The 25,882-nt window shown below is 59.0% G+C and carries 29 protein-coding genes; 16 read left to right on the top strand and 13 right to left on the bottom strand.

Features of this window, described 5'->3' with window-relative positions:
* Positions 1–19 precede the first annotated feature (19 nt).
* On the bottom strand, positions 20–1,747 hold the full coding sequence (gene ggt / locus NL64_RS04445) for a gamma-glutamyltransferase (protein WP_034146942.1): 1,728 nt from the start codon (positions 1,745–1,747) through the stop codon (positions 20–22).
* A gap of 150 nt (positions 1,748–1,897) precedes the next feature.
* On the opposite strand from ggt, the gene NL64_RS04440 reads away from it, so the two are divergent.
* A complete protein-coding gene (locus tag NL64_RS04440; RefSeq protein ID WP_034146941.1) occupies positions 1,898–2,419 on the top strand; it encodes a methylated-DNA--[protein]-cysteine S-methyltransferase in 522 nt (173 codons plus the stop codon).
* A 143-nt stretch (positions 2,420–2,562) separates the two neighbouring features.
* On the opposite strand, the gene NL64_RS04435 is transcribed toward NL64_RS04440, so the two are convergent.
* Together NL64_RS04435 and NL64_RS04430 are read right to left on the bottom strand one after the other, a co-directional pair.
* Positions 2,563–3,153: an NUDIX domain-containing protein gene (locus tag NL64_RS04435; RefSeq protein WP_034146940.1), complete on the bottom strand. Its 591-nt coding sequence runs from the start codon at positions 3,151–3,153 to the stop codon at positions 2,563–2,565.
* 69 nt (positions 3,154–3,222) lie between these two features.
* Positions 3,223–3,660, bottom strand: a complete 438-nt coding sequence (locus NL64_RS04430) for a hemerythrin domain-containing protein (protein ID WP_034146939.1) — start codon at positions 3,658–3,660, stop codon at positions 3,223–3,225.
* 144 nt (positions 3,661–3,804) lie between these two features.
* On the opposite strand from NL64_RS04430, the gene NL64_RS04425 reads away from it, so the two are divergent.
* Positions 3,805–4,236: a GNAT family N-acetyltransferase gene (locus tag NL64_RS04425; protein ID WP_034146938.1), complete on the top strand. Its 432-nt coding sequence runs from the start codon at positions 3,805–3,807 to the stop codon at positions 4,234–4,236.
* A 92-nt stretch (positions 4,237–4,328) separates the two neighbouring features.
* On the opposite strand, the gene NL64_RS04420 is transcribed toward NL64_RS04425, so the two are convergent.
* On the bottom strand, positions 4,329–4,679 hold the full coding sequence (locus NL64_RS04420; protein ID WP_034146937.1) for a hypothetical protein: 351 nt from the start codon (positions 4,677–4,679) through the stop codon (positions 4,329–4,331).
* A 147-nt stretch (positions 4,680–4,826) separates the two neighbouring features.
* Between NL64_RS04420 and NL64_RS04415 the strand changes: the two genes are divergently transcribed.
* The 9 genes from NL64_RS04415 to NL64_RS04375 all read left to right on the top strand — a co-directional run bounded on the left by NL64_RS04415 (position 4,827) and on the right by NL64_RS04375 (position 9,824).
* On the top strand, positions 4,827–5,075 hold the full coding sequence (locus tag NL64_RS04415) for a hypothetical protein (protein ID WP_034146936.1): 249 nt from the start codon (positions 4,827–4,829) through the stop codon (positions 5,073–5,075).
* A gap of 20 nt (positions 5,076–5,095) precedes the next feature.
* A complete protein-coding gene (locus NL64_RS04410) occupies positions 5,096–5,425 on the top strand; it encodes a DUF6388 family protein (protein WP_034146935.1) in 330 nt (109 codons plus the stop codon).
* Between the two features lie 25 nt (positions 5,426–5,450).
* The gene (locus tag NL64_RS04405; protein WP_034146934.1) at positions 5,451–6,155 is read left to right on the top strand and encodes a YoaK family protein; all 705 of its coding nucleotides are present in this window, start codon (positions 5,451–5,453) and stop codon (positions 6,153–6,155) included.
* Between the two features lie 197 nt (positions 6,156–6,352).
* A complete protein-coding gene (gene tusD / locus NL64_RS04400; protein WP_034146986.1) occupies positions 6,353–6,745 on the top strand; it encodes a sulfurtransferase complex subunit TusD in 393 nt (130 codons plus the stop codon).
* A gap of 1 nt (position 6,746) precedes the next feature.
* Entirely contained in the window at positions 6,747–7,109 is a 363-nt protein-coding gene (tusC, locus tag NL64_RS04395; protein ID WP_034146933.1) for a sulfurtransferase complex subunit TusC, read from the top strand.
* On the top strand, positions 7,109–7,402 hold the full coding sequence (tusB, locus tag NL64_RS04390) for a sulfurtransferase complex subunit TusB (RefSeq protein ID WP_034146932.1): 294 nt from the start codon (positions 7,109–7,111) through the stop codon (positions 7,400–7,402). The genes tusC and tusB overlap by 1 nt, the downstream gene beginning before the upstream one ends.
* Positions 7,399–7,734 (top strand): TusE/DsrC/DsvC family sulfur relay protein, encoded by a 336-nt coding sequence (locus tag NL64_RS04385; RefSeq protein ID WP_034146931.1) that lies wholly within the window; start codon positions 7,399–7,401, stop codon positions 7,732–7,734. Before tusB ends, NL64_RS04385 begins: the two co-directional genes overlap by 4 nt.
* The gene (locus NL64_RS04380) at positions 7,731–8,732 is read left to right on the top strand and encodes a glycosyl transferase family protein (RefSeq protein WP_034146930.1); all 1,002 of its coding nucleotides are present in this window, start codon (positions 7,731–7,733) and stop codon (positions 8,730–8,732) included. The genes NL64_RS04385 and NL64_RS04380 overlap by 4 nt, the downstream gene beginning before the upstream one ends.
* 90 nt (positions 8,733–8,822) lie before the next feature.
* Positions 8,823–9,824, top strand: coding sequence for a glutathione S-transferase family protein (locus tag NL64_RS04375; protein ID WP_034146929.1), 1,002 nt, complete (start codon positions 8,823–8,825; stop codon positions 9,822–9,824).
* Between the two features lie 129 nt (positions 9,825–9,953).
* Here NL64_RS04375 and cysG read toward each other — a convergent pair whose 3' ends face one another.
* The 6 genes from cysG to NL64_RS04345 all read right to left on the bottom strand — a co-directional run bounded on the left by cysG (position 9,954) and on the right by NL64_RS04345 (position 17,613).
* On the bottom strand, positions 9,954–11,348 hold the full coding sequence (cysG, locus tag NL64_RS04370; RefSeq protein WP_034146928.1) for a siroheme synthase CysG: 1,395 nt from the start codon (positions 11,346–11,348) through the stop codon (positions 9,954–9,956).
* Complete coding sequence (serS, locus tag NL64_RS04365) at positions 11,349–12,629, bottom strand: serine--tRNA ligase (protein WP_034146927.1); 1,281 nt, start codon at positions 12,627–12,629, stop codon at positions 11,349–11,351.
* A 15-nt stretch (positions 12,630–12,644) separates the two neighbouring features.
* A complete protein-coding gene (gene crcB / locus NL64_RS04360) occupies positions 12,645–13,019 on the bottom strand; it encodes a fluoride efflux transporter CrcB (RefSeq protein ID WP_034146926.1) in 375 nt (124 codons plus the stop codon).
* On the bottom strand, positions 13,019–14,341 hold the full coding sequence (locus NL64_RS04355) for a replication-associated recombination protein A (protein WP_034146925.1): 1,323 nt from the start codon (positions 14,339–14,341) through the stop codon (positions 13,019–13,021). Before NL64_RS04355 ends, crcB begins: the two co-directional genes overlap by 1 nt.
* 172 nt (positions 14,342–14,513) lie before the next feature.
* Positions 14,514–15,137, bottom strand: coding sequence for an outer membrane lipoprotein chaperone LolA (gene lolA / locus NL64_RS04350; RefSeq protein WP_008008560.1), 624 nt, complete (start codon positions 15,135–15,137; stop codon positions 14,514–14,516).
* Positions 15,138–15,201: 64 nt separating this feature from the next.
* A complete protein-coding gene (locus NL64_RS04345) occupies positions 15,202–17,613 on the bottom strand; it encodes a DNA translocase FtsK (RefSeq protein WP_034146924.1) in 2,412 nt (803 codons plus the stop codon).
* Positions 17,614–17,921: 308 nt separating this feature from the next.
* Here NL64_RS04345 and trxB point away from each other — a divergent pair, with 308 nt between their 5' ends.
* The 4 genes from trxB to infA all read left to right on the top strand — a co-directional run bounded on the left by trxB (position 17,922) and on the right by infA (position 20,732).
* Positions 17,922–18,881, top strand: coding sequence for a thioredoxin-disulfide reductase (gene trxB, locus NL64_RS04340; RefSeq protein ID WP_034146923.1), 960 nt, complete (start codon positions 17,922–17,924; stop codon positions 18,879–18,881).
* 63 nt (positions 18,882–18,944) lie between these two features.
* Complete coding sequence (gene aat / locus NL64_RS04335; protein ID WP_034146922.1) at positions 18,945–19,625, top strand: leucyl/phenylalanyl-tRNA--protein transferase; 681 nt, start codon at positions 18,945–18,947, stop codon at positions 19,623–19,625.
* Positions 19,626–19,694: 69 nt separating this feature from the next.
* Complete coding sequence (locus NL64_RS04330) at positions 19,695–20,402, top strand: arginyltransferase (RefSeq protein WP_034146921.1); 708 nt, start codon at positions 19,695–19,697, stop codon at positions 20,400–20,402.
* A gap of 111 nt (positions 20,403–20,513) precedes the next feature.
* Positions 20,514–20,732: a translation initiation factor IF-1 gene (gene infA / locus NL64_RS04325; protein WP_002553999.1), complete on the top strand. Its 219-nt coding sequence runs from the start codon at positions 20,514–20,516 to the stop codon at positions 20,730–20,732.
* 250 nt (positions 20,733–20,982) lie between these two features.
* On the opposite strand, the gene clpA is transcribed toward infA, so the two are convergent.
* Together clpA and clpS are read right to left on the bottom strand one after the other, a co-directional pair.
* On the bottom strand, positions 20,983–23,253 hold the full coding sequence (clpA, locus tag NL64_RS04320; RefSeq protein ID WP_034146920.1) for an ATP-dependent Clp protease ATP-binding subunit ClpA: 2,271 nt from the start codon (positions 23,251–23,253) through the stop codon (positions 20,983–20,985).
* A 30-nt stretch (positions 23,254–23,283) separates the two neighbouring features.
* Entirely contained in the window at positions 23,284–23,667 is a 384-nt protein-coding gene (gene clpS, locus NL64_RS04315; protein ID WP_034146919.1) for an ATP-dependent Clp protease adapter ClpS, read from the bottom strand.
* Between the two features lie 224 nt (positions 23,668–23,891).
* Between clpS and cspD the strand changes: the two genes are divergently transcribed.
* Positions 23,892–24,149, top strand: coding sequence for a cold shock domain-containing protein CspD (gene cspD / locus NL64_RS04310; protein WP_034146985.1), 258 nt, complete (start codon positions 23,892–23,894; stop codon positions 24,147–24,149).
* 79 nt (positions 24,150–24,228) lie between these two features.
* Here the strand turns inward: cspD and icd are convergent, their stop codons facing one another.
* Positions 24,229–25,485 (bottom strand): NADP-dependent isocitrate dehydrogenase, encoded by a 1,257-nt coding sequence (icd, locus tag NL64_RS04305; RefSeq protein ID WP_034146918.1) that lies wholly within the window; start codon positions 25,483–25,485, stop codon positions 24,229–24,231.
* Positions 25,486–25,882 lie beyond the last annotated feature (397 nt).

Below are 25,882 nucleotides of genomic sequence, written 5' to 3'. Positions count from 1 at the left end.
CCCCAACCAAACACAACCCTCAATAACCGAGCGACAAACCGGTGTTGCGCCGTGGATCGTTGGCGCCGTAGAAACGGTTTTTGCCCACCGGTTTACCGTCTAGCGACGGCGCCCCCACCAGGATCGCCGCCAGGTGGTTGGCATCCTGCGGCCCGGCAAACTTGTGGCCCCAGCTTTCAAGGATCTTCACCGTGTCCGGGCTGGTGGTGAAGGTTTCCAGGTTGGTTTCCTCTGGCAGCCATTGCTGGTGGAATCGCGGCGCATCGACGGCTTCCTGGATGTTCATGCCGTAGTCGATGACGTTGAGCATGGTCAGCAAGGTCGCGGTGATGATGCGGCTGCCACCGGGCGTACCGACCACCATCACCACTTTGCCGTCCTTGGTGACGATGGTCGGGCTCATGGACGACAGCGGTGCCTTGCCGGGAGCGATGGCGTTGGCCTCGCCCTGGACCAGGCCGTACATGTTGGGCACGCCGATTTTCGAGGTGAAGTCGTCCATTTCATCGTTGAGGATGACCCCGGTCTTGCTGGCCATGACCCCGGCACCGAACCAGTCGTTGAGGGTGTAGGTCACCGACACCGCGTTACCCCATTTGTCGACGATGGAGTAATGGGTGGTGTTGCTGCCTTCATGGGGCGCGACGCCGGGTTTGAGGTCCTTGGACACCCCGGCCTTCTGCGGACTGATCGCTTCGCGCAGCTTGGTTGCGTAGTTTTTGTCGAGTAGATGGGCGATCGGGTTTTTCACGAAATCCGGGTCGCCCAGGTAGCTGTTGCGGTCCACGTAGGCGTGGCGCATCGCTTCGATCTGATAGTGCATGCCCTGGGCCGAGTGGTAGCCCAGATCCTTCATCGGATAGCCTTCGAGGATGTTCATGATCTGGCAGATCACCACGCCGCCGGAGCTCGGTGGTGGTGCCGAGACCACGTGGTAGCCCCGATAATCGCACTCGATCGGCGCCAGTTCGCGGGTCTTGTATTTGTCGAGGTCGGCCTGGGTGATGATGCCTTTGTTGGCCTGGCTTGAGGTGACGATGGCGTCGGCCACCCAGCCTTTGTAGAAACCGTCGGCGCCCTTCTCGGAGATTTCCCGCAGGGTTTTGCCGAGGTCTTTCTGCACCAGTTTCTGCCCGACCTGCATCGGCTCGCCGTTACTCAGGAAAATCGCGCCGGAATCCTTGATGTCCTTCTTGAACACGTCGGTGGCGTACTCCAGCAACTCGACGTCACCCTGCTCCAGCACGAAGCCGTCTTCGGCCAGTTTGATGGCCGGGGCGATCACTTCCTTGCGCGGTTTGGTGCCGTATTTCGATAGCGCCAGTTCCATGCCGGACACGGTGCCCGGTACGCCGACGGCCAAGTGGCCGCGCGTGCTCAGGTCTGGAACGACATTGCCTTCCTTGTCCAGATACATATCGGCGGTGGCGGCCAGCGGGGCTTTTTCACGGAAGTCGAGGAACGTCTTGCGCCCGTCGGCCAGTTGAATGGTCATGAAACCGCCGCCACCGAGGTTACCCGCCGCCGGATACACCACGGCCAGCGCATAACCCACCGCGACCGCGGCATCGACGGCGTTGCCGCCGTTCTTGAGCACATCCACGCCGACATCGCTGCCCAGATGCTGGGCGGTGACTACCATGCCGTTTTCGGCCGCGACCGGGGCCAGGGACGCCGCATGAGCCATGAGGCAGCTGAGCGCCAACGAGGTCGCAATCAGCGTTTTGGCAAAAGGTTCGTACTTCATGAGTCGGTCTCTTTTTGTTTTGAGGCTCTGTGCAAAAACAGAGGGAACGCATCAGGAGCAGTAGGCAAGTATGGTCGGGATTGCGTATTGCGCCTCCCCGACGAGGCAGTATGCTTAACACCTGTTCAACAATTTGGCGTGGCCTGCGGCATGACCTACACCTGTATCACCCTGGCCTCGCCGGTCGGCGAGTTGAAGCTGGTCGCGAACGGTTCACGACTGGCTGCCATCCTCTGGGAAAACGACAAACCGGGTCGGGTGCGACTCGGTCCGATGACTGAAGCGCCAGACAATCCGATCCTGCTGCGCACGGCCGAACAGCTGCGCGAATATTTCGCGGGCACGCGCAACCGGTTCGATCTGGAGCTGGATTTCGTGGGTACGGAATTTCAGAAAAAAGTCTGGGCAGCATTGCTGACCATTCCCTTCGGTGAGACCCGCAGCTACAGCCAGATCGCCGAGCAGATCGGCAACCCTAGCGCGGTCCGGGCGGTGGGTGCGGCGAACGGCAAGAACCCGATATCGATTGTCGCGCCGTGTCATCGGGTGATTGGCGCGTCGGGGAAATTGACAGGGTTTGCCGGGGGGCTTGAGGCGAAGGAGCGCCTGCTGACGCTCGAGGGCTGTGAATGGTCGGGGGCCTGTAAAATGGACGATTTGTTTTCGAGCTGATGCAACCTGCTTTTTGTGGCGAGGGAGCTTGCTCCCGCTCCAGTGCGTAGCGCTGGTAAAAATCTTCGACAATTCAGACATTTTTTGGGGGCCGCTTCGCAGCCCGGCGCGAGCAAGCTTGCTCGCCACAAATGCGGAACGGATCAATCAGAAAAAATGTTTTTCATCGCCGCATACTGCAACAGCATGATGGTCTTCGCATCGCAGATTTCCCCGCGATAAAACGCTTCAAGCGCTTCTTCGAATGCCCATTCCAGCACTTCCAGTTCTTCGGTTTCTTCTTCCAGCCCACCGCCGTCGCTGACCTTGGAAGCCGCGTCATATTCAGCGATGAAAAAGTGCAGTTTTTCCGTCACCGAACCCGGGCTCATGTAAGCCTCGAAAACCTTCTGCACATGGTGCACGCGGTAGCCGGTCTCTTCCTCCGCTTCATCGCGGATGCGGTCCTCGGGCGCCGCGCCATCGAGCAGCCCTGCCGCCACTTCGATCAACAAACCGTCGTGACCATTGACGAACACCGGCAACCGGAACTGTCGGGTCAGCACTACGGTTTTCTTTTCGCGGTTGTACAGCAGAATCGCTGCACCATTGCCCCGGTCGTAGACCTCACGGGTCTGGCGTTGCCATTCGCCGTTGTTGCGTTGGTAATCGAAGGTGATTTTCTTCAGCAGATACCAGTCGTGGGACAACACCTGAGACTCAAGGATGTTGACCCGTTCGGCTGTGTTCGACATGACAGCGCATCCTGTTTTTTTGAAGTCCTGCATGTTAGGTGAAAACAGGAAAGGCTTGCGACTGTTCCCTCAAGAGAGCTGCGCCTTGTATTCCTTCAAGTACTGCCCCGCCAGGGTTTCTTTTTGTTTGTCATCGAGCAGTTTGCCGGCCATCTGGAAGAACTTCTGCTCTTCCTCCTCGAGATGGTGATGGACCTTTTCCGACAGCTTCTTCGCGGTCGCCAGCCAGGCCGGGCTGGACATCTCGGTTTCGTCCAGTTCCTCCATCATTTCGTCCATTTCGTGATGTTCGGCAATCGCATGGCGGCTGAGGTCGACGCCGTTGTCGAACTCCATCAACGGAATATAGAAATGCCGCTCTTCGGCGGTTTCGTGGGCCTGGAGTTCGGATTTCAGCTGTTTGTAGGCTTCGACACGCTCAGGGGTGTCGCCGCTGGTCTTGATCAGTGCTTTGGCATAGGTACGCTGGCGTTCATGGCTTTCACGCAAGGCTTCGAAAATATTCACGGCGTGTCCTCATCGGTCGCGTTCGGGATGACGCGTCTTAATCAATGACATCTGCGCGCGAGCGACGGTTCCAACCGGTTGCGGCGATGGAACATTAGCGGCGACCACGTTAGGCTGGGCGTTCACAGCCATAAGGACATAGCCATGACGTTGCGAATAGAGTTCTCGCCTACCCCCACGGAAGAGGAACGCCAGGCCATTCTGCTGCCGTTGCGCGCCTACAACGCGTCGAAAGCCGACGGCGCCATACCCGAAAACATTGCCCTGCTGGTACGCGACGAAAACGACCAGATTCTCGGCGGACTCTACGCCCGATTGTTTTACCAGTGGCTGTTCATCGACTTGCTGTCGGTGCCGGAACAGGCCCGTGGACAGGGCATGGGCACCCAGCTGATGCAGATGGCTGAAGACTTGGCGCGGGAGAGAAAATGCGTCGGCCTTTGGCTCGACACGTTCGAATTCCAGGCGCCGGATTTCTACAGGAAATGCGGCTACAGCGAGATCGGTCACATCGCCGACTACCCGCCGGGGCATAAGCACTTCTTTTTCCAAAAGCGCCTGAAGACCGACGCATAACCTGTAGGAGCCGGCTTGCTGGCGATGGCGTCTATGAAATCGCCATCGCCAGCAAGCCGGCTCCTACAAGGGGTTTGCGTCAATTCATACGATCACAGGCACGTGGCCAACGCTGCCAACCGGCGCTTCGCGACGAAGTCGTCCTTTTGCGCGTAGTAGCTCAACACGGTGCCGTTGGCATCGGTGGTCACGTCCACGAAAGACTCCGCCGAACGGTTGTAAACGGTGGTGCCGCCCTTCTCCGCAGGCTCCAGGTACGCAGCAGCGTCAACACCAAATACCGCTTCGTCTTGCCAGGAAAACTGCACACACTGGGCGACGTCTTTTGCCGGCTTGTCCGAGTTCAGGGTTTTGTACGGGGCCTTGGTGCGAGCATCGTTCATTGCCGAGCCCGCGCATCCCGCCAGCAAGGTAACGGCCAGCGCCACCATCAGAATTCGCATTGCATTCACTCATCAGGAAAAAGCGGACTGTATCACCGTGGCACCGCCTATCGTTCTGCTTTACTTCATTTATACCGCGACACCACGCGACGATTCGCGCACCCTGTCGCGCCATAACGCTGCATCGCACCTTTGACTGGAAACCCCATGACGCCCAACGCCGAGTTTTACAAACCGACCACTGAATACGCCGACAAGCTGATCAGCCAGATCGGGCAGACACCCTCCTGGATCGCCAAGCGCATTGGCGTCACCGACAAGCGGATCCGTTACATCCTCGATGGCGAACGAACCGTCAAAGGCGAAACCACGCCGATCCAAATGACCTACACCGAGCAATTTGCCCTCGAATGTCTGGCGGCTGCGGCCAAGGCCAGCAAGAAACAGTCTTCGTAATCCATTCTCAAGGAGCGACCATGGCGGCATCCGAGCAGCAACATGAACAAGCGCTGAAAAAGTTTCTCGATGAACGTCCCGAGCTGCGCGTCGAACTCGACAACCTTAACCCGTTGCTGGCACAAGCCAAGGGCGAAACCGCGGCGCAGTATCGCGATGAGCGTCTGCACGAGGCCTTCGAAGCGGAAGCCGAGCGCCTCGGCCTGTTCGCCTGGGAACTGACCCTGCAACTGACCGCCGCTACCCCTGAGGACTATCAGGCCCAACGCCTTGAAGTGCACAAGGAAGTGGCCGAGATGGCCGGCATGGACTGGCTGGAATATTGCGACTTATACGGGATTGAACCGTAACTTTTGCTGAAGGAATACCGCACCGATGCTGCCTACCGCCTCCAAGACTCACGCCAGTCCCGGCCATCTGCACACACAGAAATGGCGTGGGCGCATCGGCTTGAGCCTGGTGGCCATGCTTTCGGTATTGGCCGGAATGACCGACGCCATCGGCTTCATGGCCAGCGGCGATTTTGTGTCCTTCATGAGCGGTAACACCACCCGTATGGCCGTTGCCATCAGTGCCGGGGACTTGGGGTTGACCCTGCGTCTGGTGCTGCTCATCGCCACCTTCATCGTCGGCAACGCACTGGGCATTATTGTCAGCCGCCTCGGCGGGCGCCGGTCGCTGCCGTTGCTGTTGTGCATTGCTGCCCTTCTGTGTGGCGCCGCAGCCTGGCCTTATGACTCGCAGTTGCCCGCCCTGCTGGCGGCGATCATCGCCATGGGCATGCTCAATGCCGCCGTGGAAGAGGTCAACGGCCTGCCGGTCGGCCTGACTTACGTCACCGGCGCCCTGTCGCGCTTCGGCCGCGGGTTGGGTCGCTGGATGCTCGGCGAACGCCGTAATGGCTGGCGCGTGCAACTGATTCCCTGGACCGGCATGTTTGCCGGCGCGGTACTCGGCGCCGTGCTGGAACATCAGTTCGGGCTCAAGGCGTTGTTTGCCAGCGGTTTGTTGGCTGCCGCGCTGGGTTTGCTGTCGCTGAAAATCCCCCGGCGTTGGCAGTTAGGTTACATGCCCCGCTGAGTTTTACGTTGCCTGTTCGGCCACCATCGCTGGCAAGCCAGCTCCCACAGGGATTGGTGTGATGCCTAAGATTGCGGGTTCACCGCAAACCTGTGGGAGCTGGCTTGCCAGCGATGAGGCCCGCACAAACAACATCGATTTAGCCGCCCCGCCGATAAAGCTTTATCATGGCCGCAGTTTCGCTGATCGAGTCCGTCATGAAGTTCGCCATCGCCATATTCTCCGCCGCCCATGCGCCCTCCTCGCGCCGCGCCTTGCTGTTCGCCCAGGCCGCGCTGGCCGGCGGGCATGAAATTGTCCGGCTGTTTTTCTACCAGGATGGCGTGTTCAACGCGTCCAGCAGCGTGGTTACGCCCCAGGACGAGCAGGATTTGCCCAAGCAATGGTGCTCCTTCGTCAGCGAGCACCAACTGGACGGCGTGGTGTGCATCGCCGCCGCTCTGCGCCGAGGCGTGTTGAACGAGGAAGAAGCCAAGCGCTATCAACGCGAAGCCATCGCCGTCGGTGCGCCGTGGGAATTGTCCGGCCTCGGCCAGTTGCACGATGCGGTGCAGGACGCTGACCGTCTGATCTGTTTCGGAGGCGCTTGAGATGGCTAAATCCTTATTGATCATCAGCCGCCAATCGCCATGGTCCGGCCCGGGTGCGCGCGAAGCGTTGGACATCGTGCTGGCCGGCGGCGCGTTCGATCTGCCCATTGGCCTGCTGTTTCTCGATGACGGCGTGTTTCAACTCGCCGCGCAACAGAACGCCAAGGCCCTGCAACAGAAAGACCTGAGCGCCAACCTGCAAGCCCTTCCGATGTTTGGCGTTGAAGAACTGTTTGTCTGTAGCGACAGCGTTGCCGAACGAGGCCTGGCCCCAGAAGCACTGTCGCTGGAGGAAGCCCAAGCGCTGGCCGCCGACGAAATTACCGCACTCATTGACCGTTACGACCAGGTGATCACCCTCTGATGTCGACTTTGCATGTGTTGTCTCACTCTCCGTTCGGCGACGATCGCCTGAGCAGCTGCCTGCGCGTGATCGGCGCGAACGATGCGTTGCTGCTGTCCGGCGACGCGGCCTATGCCTTGCAGCCGGGCACTGCACCTTTCAGCGCGCTAAACGATCGCAGCCTGGCTCTCTACGTCCTGGCCGAAGATGCCCAGGCACGCGCCATCGAGATCCCGGACTGGGCCAAGGCCATCGAATACCCGGCTTTCGTCGAGCTGTCGATCCACCATGACAAGGTCAACAGCTGGCTATGAATGCATTAACGATCGGCGCCCGCGCCATCGAACTGGACAAGGACGGCTTTCTGGTCGAGCTAAGTGACTGGTCCGCCGATGTGGCCACTGCTCTGGCGGCGGCCGAAGACATCGAGTTGAGCCCGGAACACTGGGAAATTCTCGAGCTGCTGCGCAGTTTCTACGCCGAATTCCAGCTCTCACCGGCCACCCGTCCGCTGATCAAGTACACCGCATTGAAGCTCGGCCCGGAAAAAGGCAACAGCCTGCACCTGAACCGACTGTTCAAAGGCACCCCCGCCAAACTCGCCGCGAAACTGGCGGGCCTGCCCAAACCGACGAATTGCTTATGACCGACTATCCAGCGCTGACCCTCGAAACACCCGCCGAGCACCCGTTCGCCCAGTTCGTGCGAATCCTCGGCAAAGGCAAACGCGGCGCCCGCGACCTGACTCGCGAAGAAGCACGCGAAGCCATGGGCATGGTGCTCGACGACAAGGTCGAAGACACCCAGCTCGGCGCGTTCCTGATGCTGCTGCGACACAAGGAAGAAAGCGCCGAGGAAATGGCCGGTTTCACCGAAGCCTTGCGTGAACGCTTGAATCCGCCTGCGCTGGCGGTCGACCTGGACTGGCCGACCTACGCCGGCAAGAAGCGTCATTTGCCGTGGTATCTGTTGGCCGCCAAGTGCCTGGCGCAGAACGGCGTGCGAATTTTCATGCACGGCGCTGGCGCCCACACGGCGGGTCGCTTGTATAGCGAACAGCTGCTGGATGAGCTGAACATCCCGTTGTGCCGTAACTGGCAACAGGTCAGTACGGCGCTGGACAACGGCGGCCTCGCCTTCATGCCGTTGCTGGACTGGGCGCCGCAACTGCAACGCATGATCGACCTGCGCAACACTTTGGGTCTTCGCTCGCCGATTCACTCGCTGGCGCGAATTCTCAACCCGCTCGGCGCGCGCTGTGGTCTGCAAAGCATCTTCCACCCCGGCTACCAGGCAGTGCATCGCGATGCCAGCGGCTTGCTCGGCGACACCGCGATCGTGGTCAAGGGCGATGGCGGCGAGATCGAGATCAACCCGGACGCCGACAGCCACTTGTACGGCACCACCGGTGGCGAAAGCTGGGATGAGGAATGGCCGCAACTGTCGAGCCAGCGCCACGTCAAACCGGCCAGCCTCGAACCCGAGCATCTGAAAGCCGTGTGGCGCGGTGATGCGGTCGACAGCTACCCGCAAATGGCCCTGATTTCCACCATGGCCCTGGCCATGCGTGGCCTCGGCCAAACCCGCGAGCAGGCGTTCGAAACCGCCCAGCAATATTGGGATGCGCGGGACAGATCGATTTAACCGATCATAACCGCCCAACCTTTGCGCTTTTTTATCGAACCTATCGGCATAGACTCTTCTCCAACGCTTATCGGTTGAGGAGTCGCGAACATGGGTTTATTAGTCGAAGGTCGCTGGCAGGACAAGTGGTACGAAAGCAGCAAGGACGGCGCGTTCCAGCGGGAACAGGCGCAGCGTCGCAACTGGGTGACCGCTGACGGCCAGCCGGGCCCGACCGGTGTCGCAGGCTTTGCCGCTGAGGCGGGGCGTTATCACCTCTATGTGTCCCTCGCCTGTCCGTGGGCTCATCGCACGCTGATCCTGCGCAAACTCAAAGGCCTCGAAAACCTGATCGACGTATCGGTGGTCAGCTACTTGATGCTGGAAAACGGCTGGACCTTCGACAAGGCCCACGGCTCAACCGGCGACAAACTCGATCACTTCGACTTCATGCATCAGCGCTACACCGCCGACACCGCCGATTACACCGGTCGCGTCACCGTGCCGGTGCTGTGGGACAAACAGCAGAAGCGCATCGTCAACAACGAATCGGCGGAGATCATCCGCATGTTCAACGGCGCATTCGATGAGCTGACCGGCAATGACCTGGATTTCTATCCGCAGGCGCTGCGTGGCGAGATTGATGCGCTGAACGAGCGGATTTATCCGGCGGTGAACAACGGCGTTTACCGCGCCGGGTTTGCTACCTCGCAAACGGCTTATGAAGAAGCGTTCGACGAATTGTTTGCGGAACTGGCTCGACTGGAACAGGTGCTGGGTGCCAACCGTTACCTGACGGGCGAATACCTGACCGAAGCGGACATCCGCTTGTTCACCACGATAATTCGCTTCGACGCCGTGTATTACGGGCACTTCAAGTGCAACCTGCATCGGATCGCCGATTACCCGAACCTGTCGAACTGGCTGCGCGAGGTTTACCAGTGGCCGGGCATTGCCGAGACGGTGAGTTTTGAGCACATCAAGAATCACTACTACGGCAGTCACAAGACCATCAACCCGACGGGCATCGTGCCGAAAGGGCCGGAGCAGGACTTCACCACTGCCCATGATCGGGAGCGGGTGAGCGGCAAAGGGGTTTGGCGCAGGGCCTGAAATTTACGTAGGCTTTGAAAGCCTCATCGCTGGCAAGCCAGCTCCCACAGTGATCTATGTGATGTTGAAGATTGTCGCTTCAACACAAAACCTGTGGGAGCTGGCTTGCCAGCGATTGGCACACCCGGTTCAGAGTTGCCCCTGAGCCCCTTCAAACCACGCCAGTTTCTCTCGCAGTTGCACCACTTCCCCCACGATCACCAGCGTCGGCGCATGCACTTCATGCTCCGCCACCAGGCGCGGAAGGTCGGCCAACGTGCCGGTAAACACCCGCTGATTGACCGTCGTGCCCTGCTGAATCAACGCCGCCGGGGTGTCCGCGCCGCGACCATGCTTGATCAACTGCTCGCAGATGCTCGGCAAGCCCACCAACCCCATGTAGAACACCAGGGTTTGCGCTGGCGCGACCAAATCAGCCCACGGCAAATCAGTCGTACCATCCTTCAGGTGACCGGTAATGAACCGCACAGACTGCGCGTAATCACGGTGGGTCAACGGAATCCCGGCATACGCCGCGCAACCGCTGGCCGCCGTGATACCCGGCACAACCTGGAACGGGATACCATGGGCCGCCAATTCTTCGATCTCTTCACCGCCACGGCCGAAGATGAACGGATCACCGCCCTTCAACCGCACCACACGCTTGCCTTGCTTGGCCAGGTCCACCAATTGCTGGTTGATCTGATCCTGCGGCACGGCGTGATCGGCGCGGCGCTTGCCGACGTAAACCCGCTCGGCATCGCGGCGGCACAACTCGAGAATCGCCGGCGCCACCAACCGGTCGTACAGCACCACATCGGCTTGCTGCATCAGGCGCAAGGCGCGGAAGGTCAGCAGGTCCGGATCACCCGGCCCGGCACCGACCAAATACACCTCGCCAGTGGCCACCGGCGCTTCACCATCAATCTTCGCTTGCAGCAAACGTTCGGCTTCAGCACCCTGCCCGGCCAGTTGCCGGTCGGCAATCGCACCCTGAAAAACGTCTTCCCAGAACGCACGACGCTGTTGCACATCCGGAAACAGGCCTTTGACCTGATTACGGAAACGCGCCGCCAGTCCGGCCAGTTGACCGTAGGTGGAAGGAATCCAGGTTTCGATCTTGGCGCGGATCAAACGCGCCAGCACTGGCGCATCGCCGCCGCTGGACACGGCAATGATCAACGGCGAGCGGTCCACGATCGCCGGGAAGATCACGCTGCACAGGGCCGGTGCGTCTACCACGTTGACCGGCACGCAACGCCGATGGGCATCGGCGGAGACTTGTGCGTTGAGCGATTCATCGTCAGTAGCGGCAATGATCAAGCCGCAGCCGTCCAGATCCGCCTCGACGTAACCACGCAACACACACTCACCACCGCTGGCAGCGACCAGTTCGCTCAGCTGCGTTTCGATTTCAGGTGCGACCACCCGCAGCAGCGCACCGGCATCGGCCAGCAGGCGGGATTTGCGCAAGGCAATCTCCCCCCCACCGACAACCAACACACGACTGCCGCGAAGGTTATGGAACAGCGGCAGATATTTCATTTAGCCGATGACCTCGAGGCCACCCATGTACGGTTTCAGTACGTCTGGCACGCGGATCGAACCGTCGGCCTGCTGGTAGTTTTCCAACACAGCGACGAGGGTACGACCGACCGCCAGGCCCGAACCGTTCAGAGTGTGTACCAGCTCAGGCTTGCCGGTTTCCGGGTTGCGGAAACGCGCTTGCATGCGACGGGCCTGGAAGTCGCCGCAGTTGGAGCACGACGAGATTTCGCGGTATTTGTCCTGGCTCGGAATCCACACTTCCAGGTCGTAGGTCTTGACCGCGCAGAAGCCCATGTCGCCGGTGCACAGGGCAATCGTGCGGTACGGCAATTCCAGCAGTTGCAGGACTTTCTCGGCGTTGGCGGTCAGGCCTTCCAGCGCTTCCATCGAGGTCGATGGTTCAACGATCTGCACCATTTCGACCTTGTCGAACTGATGCTGGCGGATCATGCCGCGAGTGTCGCGACCCGATGCGCCGGCTTCACTGCGGAAGCACGGGGTGTGAGCCACGAACTTGATCGGCAGCAGTTTCGAATCGACGATTTCGCCGGCGACGATGTTGGTCAGCGACACTTCGGCCGTCGGGATCAGGTACAGATCGGCTTCGCCTTCGCGAGCGATCTTGAACAGGTCTTCTTCGAATTTCGGCAGCTGACCGGTGCCTTGCAGCGCAGGCGCCTGGACCAGATACGGTGTGTAAGCCTCTTCGTAACCGTGCTCGGTGACGTGCAGGTTGATCATGAACTGCGCCAGGGCGCGGTGCATGCGCGCGATCGGGCCGCGCAGCAGGGCGAAACGGGCGCCGGACAGCTTGGCGGCGGTTTCGAAGTCCAGCCAGCCGAATTTCTCGCCCAGGGCCACGTGGTCCAGAACCGGGAAATCGAACGCGGTCGGCGTGCCCCAGCGGCGCACTTCGACGTTGTCGTCTTCGTCTTTGCCGACCGGCACGGATTCGTGCGGCAGGTTGGGGATGCCGAGGAGGATCGAGTCCAACTCGGTCTGGATCGCGTCCAGTTCGACTTTACCGGCGCTCAACTCGCCCGCCATGCGCTCGACGTCCGCCATCAACGGCGCGATGTCTTCGCCGCGCTGCTTGGCCTGACCGATGGATTTGGAGCGCGCATTACGTTCAGCCTGCAGTGCTTCGGTGCGGGTCTGGACGGTCTTGCGCTGTTCTTCCAGCGCTTCGATGCGCGCGACATCCAGGGCAAAGCCACGGGATGCCAGGCGGTCCGCTACGTCCTGAAGGTTGCTACGTAACAGTTTGGAATCGAGCATATCGGTCTCTCGTTATCAAAGTTTGGTCAAGGACAGGCCAGCCCAGGTGGCAAGCAGCCCGCCGAATACGCTGATGGCCGCATAGCCCAATGCTAGCGGAACTTGTCCGCTTTCGAGCAGACGCACGGTATCCAGTGAAAAAGATGAAAAAGTCGTCAGCCCTCCGAGGAAGCCGACGATCAACCCGGCACGCACCTCAATGGGCACCTCCGGGCGAATCAAAAACAGACCGTATAGAACGCCGATCAGCAAACAGCCCACGATATTAACGGCGAGCGTCGCGGTATAGAAGTGCCGCGGCCAATTAGCGTTGATCCAGTTACCCGTAGCAAAACGCAACAGCGTGCCGGCGATGCCGCCGATGGAAACCGCAACGATCAAGGGAACCACTATTTTCTCCGCTGCCGGGGGCTTAGTCGGTCGAGTTGAGCGAGGTGATTGAGCTTCTCGCCGATCTTTAACTCCAGGCCTCGCGGCACCGGCTGATAGAACGGTTGCGGCTCAAGTTCCTCCGGAAAGTAATCTTCGCCAGCGGCGTACGCGTCCGGCTCATCGTGGGCATAACGATATTCGTCGCCATAGCCGAGCTGCTTCATCAGCTTAGTCGGCGCATTGCGCAAATGCAGTGGCACTTCCAGCGAGCCATGTTCGGTGGCGCTGCGCATGGCGGCCTTGAAGCCCATGTACACCGCGTTGCTTTTCGGCGCGCAGGCCAGATAGGTAATGGCCTGCGCCACTGCCAGCTCACCTTCGGGACTGCCGAGGCGTTCCTGCACTTCCCACGCCGCCAGGCAAAGGCTCAGCGCACGTGGATCAGCGTTGCCGATGTCTTCACTGGCCATACGCACCACGCGCCGGGCCAGGTACAGCGGATCGCAACCGCCGTCGATCATCCGCGCGAACCAATACAAAGCGCCGTCGGGATTGGAACCGCGCACCGATTTATGCAGTGCGGAAATCTGGTCGTAGAACGCTTCGCCGCCCTTGTCGAAACGGCGACGGGTATCACCGAGCAAACTTTGCAGCAGCTCAGTGCCGATCTCGCTGTTGTCTTCAGCGAGGTCCGAGGCGTTTTCCAGCAGGTTGAGCAAACGTCGGCCATCGCCATCGGCGGCCGACAGCAGCATCTGGAAACCTTCATCACTAAGGGTCAGGTCACGTTTGCCCAGCCCCCGCTCTTCGGTCAGCGCGCGGTGCACCAGCTTGCGCAGGGCCGCTTCGTCGAGACTCTTGAGCACGTAGACGCGGGCGCGGGACAGCAAGGCGTTGTTGAGTTCGAAGGACGGGTTTTCCGTGGTCGCGCCGATGAAAATCAGCGTGCCGTCTTCAACGTACGGCAGGAACGCGTCCTGTTGGGACTTGTTGAAACGGTGCACTTCATCGACGAACAGGATGGTGCGCTTGCCGTATTGCCCGGCCTGCTGCTTGGCGATCTCGACCGCCTGACGGATTTCCTTGACCCCGGCCAATACCGCCGAAACCGTTTCGAAGTGCGCATCCGAGACTTCCGCCAGCAACCGCGCCAGGGTGGTTTTGCCCACGCCCGGCGGGCCCCAGAAAATCATCGAATGCAGGGCACCCTGCTCCAGGGCCTCGCGCAAAGGCTTGCCGCGAGCGAGCACGTGTTCCTGACCGACGTACTCGTCCAGATTGGTCGCGCGCAGGCGGGCGGCCAATGGTTGAGCGATCGGGGCACTGCGAAACAGGTCCATCACGTACGTTTCAAACCTCTTATTCCAGATGCCAGTCAAATAACTGTGACACCGAAACCGTGGCGAGGGAGCTTGTTCCCGCCGGGATGCGTAGCCCCCCAAAAAGGACTGCTGCGCAGTCCAGCGGGAGCAAGCTCCCTCGCCACAGGTAATTCATCAGTTGGTTGATCTGTTATTCCTGGATCACGTCGGCACCCTTGGGGATGTCGAACTTGAACTTGGACGCCGGAATCGGCTCGTTGGCCTTCACACCGGTGAACAGGATATTGGTGCGCTGACCGACGCTATCAATCATTTGCATGTCGTTGACCAGACCATTGCGGAACGACAGGCGCAGGCTGTCGAACAGGGTGTCCTTGGTCTTCGGTTTCAGGGTGAAGTCGATCACGCCACCCGCTTCCTTGGCGCTGATGTCGAAGCTCTGGCTGATCTTCGACACGTCACCGGACAGCAGCAACGCTGGCGTCTGGGTCAGGCGCTGGTCGAGGTTCTTGATGGTTGCCTGTTCCAGATCCGGGTCCCACAGGGTCACTTTTTTGCCATCGGAGACCATGGTTTGCTCGGCTGGCGCATTGGTGTGCCAGTAGAACAACCCCGGGCGTTGCAGGGACATTTCACCGGCGGTTTCCTGCAATTGGGTGCCAGAACCGTCGAGGGTCAGCTGAGAGAAACGTGCGCTCAGGGTCTGGGATTTTTCCAGCAGTTGAGTCAGACGCGCCACGTCCTTGTCATCGGCGTGGGCCGAGAGCGTGGTCAAAGCCAGTACCGGCAGCAACAGCATGCGGATAAGACGCATGGGAGTCCTCATAACATTCGTGGGAGTACGGGCGGCGCCGAGGACACCACCCTTTCAAATTCAGTCAGTCGCGCACCGGGCCAGGGGCCAGGACTTCACGCGAACCGTTGGTGTTCATGGACGTCACGACCCCGGCCATTTCCATGGCTTCGATCATGCGCGCGGCGCGGTTGTAGCCGATCTTCAGCTTGCGTTGAACCGCGGAAATGGACGCACGGCGGCTTTCCAGAACGAACTGCACCGCCTCGTCGTACAGCGCGTCAGCCTCGGGATCATCACCGTCGCCACCACCGCTGCTGCCTTCGAAGCCGCTGCCGGCCTCTTCGACACCGTTGAGAATGTCGTCGTTGTACTCCGGCGCACCGCGCAGTTTCCAGGCTTCCACCACGCGGTGAACCTCGTCATCGGAAACGAAAGCACCGTGAACACGGATCGGCAGGCTGGTGCCCGGCGGCATGTACAGCATGTCACCGTGGCCCAGCAGTTGTTCGGCGCCGCCCTGGTCGATGATGGTCCGGGAGTCGATCTTGCTCGATACCTGGAACGCCATACGGGTCGGAATGTTGGCCTTGATCAGGCCGGTGATCACGTCCACCGACGGTCGCTGGGTCGCGAGGATCAAGTGGATACCGGCCGCACGTGCCTTCTGGGCGATACGGGCGATCAGTTCTTCAACCTTCTTGCCGACGATCATCATCATGTCGGCGAATTCGTCCACGACCACGACGATGGTCGGCAACTTTTGCAGCAGCGGCGCTTCGTCATGGATGCTTTCACGCTTGTACAGCGGATCGCTCAACGGCTCGCCGGCGTCCTGGGCTTCCTTGACCTTGGCATTGAAGCCCGACAGGTTTCGTACGCCCATCTTCGCCATCAGCTTGTAGCGGCGCTCCATCTCGGCAACGCTCCAACGCAAGGCGTTGGCCGCATCCTTCATGTCGGTGACCACCGGGCACAGCAGGTGCGGAATGCCTTCGTAGATCGACAGCTCAAGCATTTTCGGGTCGATCATGATCAGCTTGGCGTCTTCCGGGCCGGACTTGAACAGGATCGACAGGATCATCGCGTTCACACCCACCGACTTACCGGAACCGGTGGTACCGGCCACCAACAGGTGAGGCATTTTCGCCAGGTCTGTGATGACCGGTTTGCCGCCGATGTCATGACCCAAGGCCAGGGTGACTGGCGATTTGAAGTTGTCGTACTCGGGGGTCGACAGCACCTCGGAGAAGCGCACGATCTGCCGGTCTTCGTTGGGAATCTCGATACCGACCGTGGTCTTGCCCGGAATCACTTCCACCACACGCACACTGGTCACGGCCAGGGAGCGTGCCAGGTCTTTCGCCAGGTTAGCGATGCGGCTGACTTTTACGCCAGCGGCTGGCTGGATTTCGTAACGGGTAATCACCGGGCCCGGGTGGATCGAATCCACGGTCACTTCGACGCCGAATTCCTTGAGCTTGATTTCCAGCAAATGGCCAACCGCCGCCAGGGATTCAGGCGAGTAATTGAGTTGTTTCTTTTCCGCAGGATCGAGAATCGAGATCGGCGGCAAGGTGCCTTCCACGGCACTGTCGACGAACAACGGTGCCTGCTTCTCTTTTTCTACGCGTTTGCTAGGCGCTGGAGGTTTCGGTGGAGCCGGCGCAATCACCGGCGGCACCTGCTTCTCGCGCTCGGACATGTGCTTGCTCAGCGCTTGCTCGCGCTCGATCAGACGTTCCTTGACCTTGGCCTGTTCACGTTTATCGGTAACGGTTGGCGCCACTACGTCGTGCACGCGATCGTCGACTTCACGCAATTGCGCGACCAGTTGCTTGCGTTCGGTACGGGCTGCCCACCAGCGATTGGCCGCGCCCTGGAACAGTTCGAACAGGTCGAGGGTGATCTTGCCGGTGACGTCCATCACCTTGAACCACGACAGGTCGGTGAACACCGTCAGGCCGAACAGGAACAGGGCAATGAACAACAGCGTGCTGCCCTGAATGTTCAGGGCGTTCTTCGCCAGGTCGCCAAGGCTTTCGCCCAGTGCGCCACCAGCACCGGCCGGCAGACCGGTCGCGGCATGAAAATGGATATGCGCCAGCGCTGCGCCGGACAGTACCAGAAACACCAGGCCAATCAGGCGCCAGGAAAACAGCCAACCGCTCCACTGCCACGGTTCATGGCGCTGACGGAAAATCTGGTAAGCCTTGATCGCCAGCAGCAGCGGGAAGATGTAGGCAAAGTAGCCAAGCACCATGAACAGGATGTCGGCGCTGTAGGAGCCGGCCGGACCACCGAAATTCTGAACGTCGTCGATCTTGCTGTTGTGGCTCCAGCCCGGATCGTCCTTGCCATAGGTCAGCAAGGCCATCATCAGGAACAGGCACAGGGCGCCGATGGCAATCAGCGCACCTTCCTTGAGTCGGTAGTGCAAATGCTGGCGCCAGAGCGGAACCACGGCTGGTTTAGGTGCTGCGGTGGATTTCTTCAAAACGCTACTATTCCTGCGCCTATGGCGCGTCCATCTGTTGAATGACTATAAAAAACTGCCCAATCCAGGCAGGTAAAAAAGTTAACAGGCGTAACTGGGACTACTTTTAACACTGCGCCCCGGTTTTTATAAACACGGAGCGCGATGCTTATTTTGTTACAAACACTGTTACAGCCAAGCATTGTACGGGTTTGTGCGCCCGATGCCATGCCTGAGATCCTTGGCTGTAGCATAGTCAAAAACACATTACATGCGACTCAATTTGAGCACGCATTCTCTTTTGTGACAAAGGCTTATGAGGTGTTTCTATGAGCGAAGCGAAGCATTCCCGCCTGATCATCCTCGGTTCCGGCCCTGCCGGTTACAGCGCAGCCGTTTATGCCGCCCGCGCCAACCTCAAACCCGTTGTCATTACCGGCATACAGGCAGGTGGCCAGCTCACCACCACCGTTGAAGTCGATAACTGGCCCGGCGATGTCGAGGGCCTCACCGGTCCGGTGCTGATGGAACGCATGCAAAAACACGCCGAGCGCTTTGACACAGAGATCGTTTACGACCACATCCATACCGCCAAGTTGCAACAGCGCCCATTCGAACTGATTGGCGACAGCGGCACTTACACCTGCGACGCCCTGATCATCGCCACCGGAGCCTCGGCACAATATTTGGGGCTGCCGTCGGAAGAAACATTCGCCGGCAAGGGCGTTTCAGCCTGCGCGACCTGCGATGGCTTCTTCTATCGCAATCAGGTGGTCGCGGTGGTCGGCGGCGGCAACACGGCGGTCGAAGAGGCGCTTTACCTGTCGAACATCGCCAAGGAAGTCCACTTGATTCATCGTCGCGACAAGCTGCGCTCGGAGAAGATTCTTCAGGACAAACTCTTCGAAAAAGCCGCCAACGGCAATATTCGCCTGCACTGGAACCAGAATCTGGATGAAGTGCTGGGCGATGCCAGCGGCGTGACCGGCGCGCGCCTGCGCGACAGCCATACCGGCGCGACTCAGGAATTACCCCTTGCTGGCGTGTTCATTGCCATCGGCCACAAGCCCAACACCGACCTTTTCACCGGCCAACTGGAAATGCGTGATGGCTACCTGCTGGTCAAAGGAGGCAGCGAAGGCGATGCCACCGCCACTGCCATCGAAGGCGTGTTCGCCGCCGGCGACGTGGCCGATCACGTCTATCGGCAGGCGGTCACTTCAGCCGGGGCTGGCTGCATGGCGGCACTGGATGCGGAAAAATACCTCGACGACATTCCCGCCGTTTGACGGCACACTGAGTGGCGGGCCAACGACCCGCCACTGCCCTCCCCTTCTGCAAGCCCGGACGCCATGCTGACTTGGTTACAACGCAATACCCTGACTTTCCCGCCGCTGGAAAAAGCCATGCGCGACCCCAACGGGCTGCTGGCTGCCGGTGGTGACCTGTCCGCCGATCGGCTGATCCGCGCCTATCGCCACGGCTGCTTCCCATGGTTCTCGGAAGGCCAGCCAATTCTCTGGTGGTCGCCGGACCCGCGCACCGTGTTGTTTCCCGACGAATTGCACGTCTCGCGCAGCCTGAACAAACTGCTGCGCCAACAACGCTATCAAGTGACCTTCGATCAGGATTTTGCTGCGGTCATCCGCGCCTGTGCTGCGCCGCGGGATTACGCCGATGGCACCTGGATCACCGAAGCCATGCAGGACGCTTACATAGAATTGCACCGGCGCGGCCATGCGCATTCGGTAGAAGTCTGGGACCAGGGCGAACTCGTCGGCGGACTGTATGGCTTGGCCATGGGGCGGCTGTTTTTTGGCGAGTCCATGTTCAGTCGCGCCGACAACGCCTCTAAATATGGTTTTGCCACACTGGTGCGCCATCTGAAAGATTCCGGTTTCGTGCTGATCGACTGCCAGATGCCCACCGACCATCTGCACAGCCTGGGTGCCCGGGCGATTGCCCGCAGCGTATTTTCCGGCTATCTGGCCCAGTATCTGGACCAGCCCAGCGGCGCAACCTGGGTTTGCTGAGCGTCTTTTGCGCGCGTGGCTTACACTTAGAGACGCCCCCTAATTAAAAGCTTATCCCGAGGGTTGATCATGACCGAGTTGGCGCGTTTGAAGTTCTATGCCACTCAGCCCCACTCTTGCAGCTATCTGCCTGAGGAGCAGGCCACGACCCTGTTCCTTGATCCCAGCCAGCCCATGGATGTGCATGTCTATGCAGACCTGTCGGAAATGGGTTTTCGTCGCAGTGGTGACCACTTGTATCGGCCCCATTGCCAAAACTGCAACGCCTGCGTACCGGCGCGTATTCCTGTAGGCCAATTCACGCCAAACCGTCAGCAGAAACGCATTTTCAAACGCAACGCCGATTTGCAGGTGCGCCCTGCCAAACCGGGTTTCAGCGAAGAGTATTTCGATCTATATCAGCGTTACATCGAACAGCGTCACGCCGATGGCGATATGTACCCGCCCAGTCGCGATCAATTTTCGACATTCCTGGTACGCGACCTGCCGTTTTCGCGCTTCTACGAATTCCGTCTCGACGGACGGCTGCTGGCGATCGCCGTCACCGACCTTCTGCCGAACGGCCTGTCGGCGGTCTACACCTTCTATGAACCCGCCGAAGAACGCCGCAGCCTGGGACGTTTCGCGATTCTGTGGCAAATTGCCGAGGCCCGACGCCTGGGGCTGGACGCGGTTTATCTCGGTTACTGGATCAAAAACTGCAAAAAAATGAGCTACAAGACCCAATATCGCCCCATTGAACTGCTAATTAATCAGCGCTGGGTGGTTCTAAACTAGAGCACGCCCTAAACCCCTTGGCTTGACCCCCACTTTTCGGGCACAATGCACGCCGCTTTTGCCTGGCGCAGTTGCACCGGGCCATTCATTGGACACCGAGGGCTTTACTGCATGTCGAAAGAAGACAGCTTCGAAATGGAAGGCACTGTCGTCGACACCCTGCCCAACACCATGTTTCGTGTGGAGTTGGAAAATGGGCACGTCGTAACCGCGCATATTTCCGGCAAGATGCGCAAGAACTACATTCGTATTCTTACCGGTGACAAAGTGCGCGTCGAGCTGACGCCCTATGACTTGAGCAAAGGGCGCATCACTTACCGCGCTCGCTAATCAAGTCAATACAAGACGCCCGGCTTATGCCGGGCGTTTTTGTTTGTCTGGGATTTGCCCGACATCGAACGCGGATCCACTGTAGGAGCTGCCGAAGGCTGCGATCTTTTGATCTTGTTTTTTAAAATCAAAAGATCGCAGCCTTCGGCAGCTCCTACAGGGATCAGGGATCAGGGATCAGGCGAAGAATCGGATGACGGATAGCAAAAAGGCGCCAATCGGCGCCTTTTTGCTTTGTTGCGGTTTAACGTCAGGCCATTTCAGCCGTGGTTTCGAACTCGAAGGTCAGCTCGCCGTCCTTGATGTCGATGTGTACCACACCGCCATGTTCGGCCAGTTCGCCAAAGAGAATCTCCTCCGCCAGTGGACGCTTGATCTTGTCCTGGATCAGGCGAGCCATTGGTCGAGCGCCCATCGCTGCGTCGTAACCACCGGCCGCCAGCCAGCTGCGGGCCGCATCGGTGACTTCCAGCAAGACACGCTTGTCTTCCAACTGCGCCTGAAGCTCGATAAGGAACTTGTCCACCACACTTTTGATGACCTCATGGCTGAGGCGACCAAACTGGATGATGGTGTCCAGACGGTTACGGAATTCCGGCGTGAAGCTCTTCTTGATCACTTCCATCGCATCGGAAGAGTGATCCTGATAGGTGAAACCGATCGAAGCACGTGCCGCGGTTTCCGCGCCGGCGTTGGTCGTCATGATGACGATCACGTTACGGAAATCAGCCTTGCGCCCGTTGTTATCGGTGAGCGTACCGTGGTCCATGACCTGCAGCAGCAGGTTGAAGACTTCCGGATGCGCCTTCTCGATCTCATCGAGCAACAGCACGCAGTGTGGCTGCTTGGTGATGGCTTCGGTCAGCAGACCGCCCTGGTCAAACCCGACATAACCCGGAGGTGCACCGATCAGACGCGATACGGTGTGGCGCTCCATGTACTCGGACATGTCGAAGCGCACCAGCTCGACGCCCAAAGCCTTGGCCAACTGACGCGCCGCTTCGGTTTTACCGACACCGGTAGGACCGGCGAACAGGAACGAACCGACAGGCTTGTCAGGTGACTTGAGGCCGGCACGGGACAACTTGATCGCGGTCGCCAACGAATCAATCGCTGCATCCTGACCAAACACGGTCAGCTTCAGGTCACGCTCAAGGTTACGCAGCAGTTCTTTGTCGGAACTGGTGACATGCTTTGGCGGAATCCGCGCGATTTTCGCGACGATGTCCTCGACTTGCGGCACCTCGATGCGTTTTACACGCTTCTCGATTGGCTGCAGGCGCTGGTAGGCACCTGCTTCGTCGATGACATCGATAGCCTTGTCCGGCATGTGCCGATCATTGATGTACCGCGAAGCCAGTTCGGCAGCGGCACGCAGGGCTTCATCACTGTATTCGATATTGTGGTGGCTCTCGAAACGCCCTTTGAGGCCGCGCAGAATGCCGATGGTGTCTTCCACCGAAGGCTCCGACACATCGACCTTCTGGAAGCGCCGAGCCAGAGCACGGTCCTTCTCGAAGATCCCGCGAAACTCCTGGAACGTGGTCGACCCGATGCAACGAATATCGCCGGACGACAGCAGCGGCTTGAGCAGGTTCGAAGCGTCCATGACGCCACCCGAGGCGGCACCCGCACCGATGATGGTGTGGATTTCGTCGATGAACAGGATCGCCTGCGGACGTTTTTTCAGCTCATTGAGCAACGCCTTGAAGCGCTTCTCGAAATCACCGCGGTATTTGGTCCCGGCCAGCAAGGCACCCAAGTCGAGGGAATACACCACGCTGTTGGCCAGCAGGTCTGGCACCTGGTTGTCGACAATGCGTTTGGCCAGACCTTCGGCAATCGCAGTTTTACCCACGCCCGCCTCGCCCACCAGCAACGGATTGTTTTTGCGACGACGCGCGAGGATCTGCGCGACACGTTCGACTTCCAGCTCACGACCTACCAGCGGATCGATACGACCCTGGCGCGCGAGTTCGTTAAGGTTGCTTGCATAAGCATCCAGGGGATTGCCTGAAGAAGAAGACTCACCGCCCTCGTCGTCCTGCATATCTTGCTCGCCCTCAGAGTGATCGCCGTGCCCTGGCACCTTGGATATGCCATGGGCGATGTAGTTGACGACATCGATACGGGCAACGCTCTGCTGTTTCAGCAGGAACACTGCCTGACTCTCTTGCTCACTGAAGATCGCGACCAGCACGTTGGCGCCAGTCACTTCGCGTTTGCCCGAGCTCTGTACGTGGAACACAGCACGTTGCAATACACGCTGGAAGCCCAGGGTTGGCTGGGTTTCGCGGTCCTCGTCATGCACGGGGATCAATGGCGTGGTGGAGTCGATGAACTCCTGCAGGTCGTGCTTGAGTTTTTCGAGGTTTGCGCCGCAGGCACGCAGAACGGTGGCGGCAGCCTCATTGTCCAATAGGGCCAGCAAAAGGTGTTCGACGGTCATGAATTCATGACGTTTCGAACGAGCCTCCTTGAAGGCAAGATTGAGGGTGACTTCGAGCTCGCGGTTTAACATAGCTTCACCTCATACCCAAGTGTCCGGCGATTAACCGTCCTTCTCGATTTCACAGAGTAGCGGATGCTGGCTTTCCCTGGCGTACTGGTTGACCTGCATGGCCTTGGTCTCGGCGATGTCGCGGGTAAACACTCCACATACTGCCCGTCCTTCTGTATGGACGGCCAGCATGACCTTGGTCGCCAGCTCGCGATTCAGGTTAAAAAACACCTCGAGCACTTCGACGACGAAATCCATCGGTGTGTAGTCATCATTAAACAAAACCACCTTGTACATCGGCGGTGCCTGTAATGCCGGCTTTGCCTCCTGAACAGCAATGCCTGCGGAATCGTCGTCGTGTTCCTCCGGGTGATCTTTCTGGAGAGTCGGGCGATCCTGATTGAATGTTAGTCGAATCTGGCTGATTGCATGCATGGAAAGAAAGGTTCGTCAGTTGTGCAAATACAGTGGTGGGGGCGGCTATCAGCGTTTTCAACTCCGACTGCCTCGTCACCTTGACTATCGGCAAAACGGTGTTACAACCAATAGAGCCCACAGTGGGTAAAAAAGGTCCGCGGAGTCAACTTTTTTCGAAGAAATGACTGCGGATAAACTGGATGATACTCCAGTGATGGAGTCTGTTGCAGAGGGATATGAGCATGGCAGTCGGCAAGGTCAAGTGGTTCAACAACGCCAAGGGGTTTGGCTTTATCAATGAAGAAGGTAAGGACGAAGACCTTTTCGCCCACTTTTCCTCCATCGAAATGGAAGGCTACAAGACACTCAAGGCCGGTCAGCCCGTGAGATTCGAAATAATCCAGGGCCCGAAAGGCAACCACGCGGTGAAAATCAATTCCGTCGAAGTCATCGCGCCTGCCACACCAATTACCACCCCTCGAGAAACCACAATCAGCTAACGCGACCTACCCTCCAGTCATAAAAAAACCGCCCGATTCAGTTCTTGAGTCGGGCGGTTTTTTCGTTGCCTGGATTCGCTTACATGTGCGAAATCATGGCATCGCCAAACGCCGAAGACGAAAGCAGCGTGGCGCCGTCCATCAAACGCTCGAAGTCATAGGTCACGGTCTTGGCGGAAATCGCCCCGTTGGTGCCCTTGATGATCAGGTCGGCCGCTTCGGTCCAGCCCATGTGGCGCAGCATCATTTCGGCGGAGAGGATCAGCGAACCCGGGTTCACCTGGTCCTTGCCGGCGTATTTCGGTGCAGTACCGTGGGTGGCTTCGAACATGGCCACGGTGTCGGACAGGTTGGCACCTGGCGCGATACCGATACCGCCCACTTCCGCCGCCAGGGCGTCGGAGAGGTAGTCGCCGTTGAGGTTCAGGGTCGCGATCACATCGTACTCGGCCGGGCGCAGCAGAATCTGCTGGAGCATGGCGTCGGCGATGGCATCCTTGACGATGACGTTCTTGCCGGTTTTCGGGTTCTTGAACTGCATCCACGGTCCGCCGTCGAGCAAGATCGCGCCGAATTCTTCAGCCGCCACTTCGTAGGCCCATTCCTTGAAGGCACCTTCGGTGAACTTCATGATGTTGCCTTTGTGCACGATGGTCAGCGAATCGCGATCGTTGTCGACCACATATTGCAGGGCCTTGCGCGCCAGACGCTTGGTGCCTTGCAGGGAAACCGGCTTGACGCCGATGCCGCAGTTTTCGTCGAAACGGATCTTGGTAACGCCCATTTCTTCTTTAAGGAATTTGATGACCTTGGTAGCTTCAGCCGAACCGGCCTTCCACTCGATACCGGCATAAATGTCTTCGGAGTTCTCGCGGAAGATCGTCATGTCGACGTCGCCTGGCTTCTTGACCGGGCTCGGCACGCCTTCGAACCAGCGCACCGGACGCAGGCAGACATACAAGTCGAGCTGTTGGCGCAGCGCCACGTTCAGGGAGCGAATGCCGCCGCCGACCGGGGTGGTCAACGGGCCTTTGATGGAAACCACGTAATCCTTGACCGCGTCCAGAGTTTCCTGAGGCAGCCAGGTGTCCTGATCGTAAACCTGAGTCGCTTTTTCCCCGGCGTACACTTCCATCCAGGAAATCTTGCGCTCGCCGCCGTAAGCCTTCTTCACAGCAGCATCGACAACCTTGATCATGACCGGGCTGATATCAACCCCAATGCCGTCGCCTTCGATGAAGGGAATGATCGGGTTATTAGGAACATTGAGAGAATGGTCTGCATTGACGGTGATTTTGTCGCCGACGGCTGGAACCTGAATCTTCTTGTAACCCATGCTGAACTCCATTGATTGGATTGAACATCTGGCTTCATTCGAGCGTAACCCAGTTGAATCGGCGCGCAAACCCTATGTTCTATCCATATGCCGCAAAGCTGCACAACCCGCGACCTACAAGCCTGAAAGCAAAGGGAAAAGCGCCAAACTCAAGCACGACGAATGACCTTACGCCCTGCTCGCTCCTGCGACCTTTAGACCAATGGACGACATTCGTTGTGTATGAACCATCGGCAGATTGCCAGCTACCTATGTATAATGCGGCCGCTGACTAAAGGGTCACGTCAGGTTGAACAGCTCTACGACGAGTGTTTCCACCCGATGAGACGGTTTGCTATCGCAGCCCGTCTGCTTGACGCCCTACTGATGCACCCAACATCACAGCAACGAAATCTCG

It is taken from the genome of Pseudomonas fluorescens (assembly GCF_000802965.1).
In the GTDB taxonomy this organism is placed as follows: domain Bacteria; phylum Pseudomonadota; class Gammaproteobacteria; order Pseudomonadales; family Pseudomonadaceae; genus Aquipseudomonas; species Aquipseudomonas fluorescens_A.
Note: the sequence above shows the minus strand (reverse complement) of the source record. Positions and strands in the feature narration are given on the sequence as shown.

Bases quoted from the DNA above. Each gene is read 5' to 3' on its own strand.
- ggt (WP_034146942.1), bottom strand. From the start codon at position 1,747: ATGAAGTACGAACCTTTTGCCAAAACGCTGATTGCGACCTCGTTGGCG.
- NL64_RS04440 (WP_034146941.1), top strand. From the start codon at position 1,898: ATGACCTACACCTGTATCACCCTGGCCTCGCCGGTCGGCGAGTTGAAG.
- NL64_RS04435 (WP_034146940.1), bottom strand. From the start codon at position 3,153: ATGTCGAACACAGCCGAACGGGTCAACATCCTTGAGTCTCAGGTGTTG.
- NL64_RS04425 (WP_034146938.1), top strand. From the start codon at position 3,805: ATGACGTTGCGAATAGAGTTCTCGCCTACCCCCACGGAAGAGGAACGC.
- NL64_RS04420 (WP_034146937.1), bottom strand. From the start codon at position 4,679: ATGCGAATTCTGATGGTGGCGCTGGCCGTTACCTTGCTGGCGGGATGC.
- NL64_RS04415 (WP_034146936.1), top strand. From the start codon at position 4,827: ATGACGCCCAACGCCGAGTTTTACAAACCGACCACTGAATACGCCGAC.
- NL64_RS04410 (WP_034146935.1), top strand. From the start codon at position 5,096: ATGGCGGCATCCGAGCAGCAACATGAACAAGCGCTGAAAAAGTTTCTC.
- NL64_RS04405 (WP_034146934.1), top strand. From the start codon at position 5,451: ATGCTGCCTACCGCCTCCAAGACTCACGCCAGTCCCGGCCATCTGCAC.
- tusD (WP_034146986.1), top strand. From the start codon at position 6,353: ATGAAGTTCGCCATCGCCATATTCTCCGCCGCCCATGCGCCCTCCTCG.
- tusC (WP_034146933.1), top strand. From the start codon at position 6,747: ATGGCTAAATCCTTATTGATCATCAGCCGCCAATCGCCATGGTCCGGC.
- tusB (WP_034146932.1), top strand. From the start codon at position 7,109: ATGTCGACTTTGCATGTGTTGTCTCACTCTCCGTTCGGCGACGATCGC.
- NL64_RS04385 (WP_034146931.1), top strand. From the start codon at position 7,399: ATGAATGCATTAACGATCGGCGCCCGCGCCATCGAACTGGACAAGGAC.
- NL64_RS04380 (WP_034146930.1), top strand. From the start codon at position 7,731: ATGACCGACTATCCAGCGCTGACCCTCGAAACACCCGCCGAGCACCCG.
- NL64_RS04375 (WP_034146929.1), top strand. From the start codon at position 8,823: ATGGGTTTATTAGTCGAAGGTCGCTGGCAGGACAAGTGGTACGAAAGC.
- cysG (WP_034146928.1), bottom strand. From the start codon at position 11,348: ATGAAATATCTGCCGCTGTTCCATAACCTTCGCGGCAGTCGTGTGTTG.
- serS (WP_034146927.1), bottom strand. From the start codon at position 12,629: ATGCTCGATTCCAAACTGTTACGTAGCAACCTTCAGGACGTAGCGGAC.
- NL64_RS04355 (WP_034146925.1), bottom strand. From the start codon at position 14,341: ATGGACCTGTTTCGCAGTGCCCCGATCGCTCAACCATTGGCCGCCCGC.
- lolA (WP_008008560.1), bottom strand. From the start codon at position 15,137: ATGCGTCTTATCCGCATGCTGTTGCTGCCGGTACTGGCTTTGACCACG.
- trxB (WP_034146923.1), top strand. From the start codon at position 17,922: ATGAGCGAAGCGAAGCATTCCCGCCTGATCATCCTCGGTTCCGGCCCT.
- aat (WP_034146922.1), top strand. From the start codon at position 18,945: ATGCTGACTTGGTTACAACGCAATACCCTGACTTTCCCGCCGCTGGAA.
- NL64_RS04330 (WP_034146921.1), top strand. From the start codon at position 19,695: ATGACCGAGTTGGCGCGTTTGAAGTTCTATGCCACTCAGCCCCACTCT.
- infA (WP_002553999.1), top strand. From the start codon at position 20,514: ATGTCGAAAGAAGACAGCTTCGAAATGGAAGGCACTGTCGTCGACACC.
- clpA (WP_034146920.1), bottom strand. From the start codon at position 23,253: ATGTTAAACCGCGAGCTCGAAGTCACCCTCAATCTTGCCTTCAAGGAG.
- clpS (WP_034146919.1), bottom strand. From the start codon at position 23,667: ATGCATGCAATCAGCCAGATTCGACTAACATTCAATCAGGATCGCCCG.
- cspD (WP_034146985.1), top strand. From the start codon at position 23,892: ATGGCAGTCGGCAAGGTCAAGTGGTTCAACAACGCCAAGGGGTTTGGC.
- icd (WP_034146918.1), bottom strand. From the start codon at position 25,485: ATGGGTTACAAGAAGATTCAGGTTCCAGCCGTCGGCGACAAAATCACC.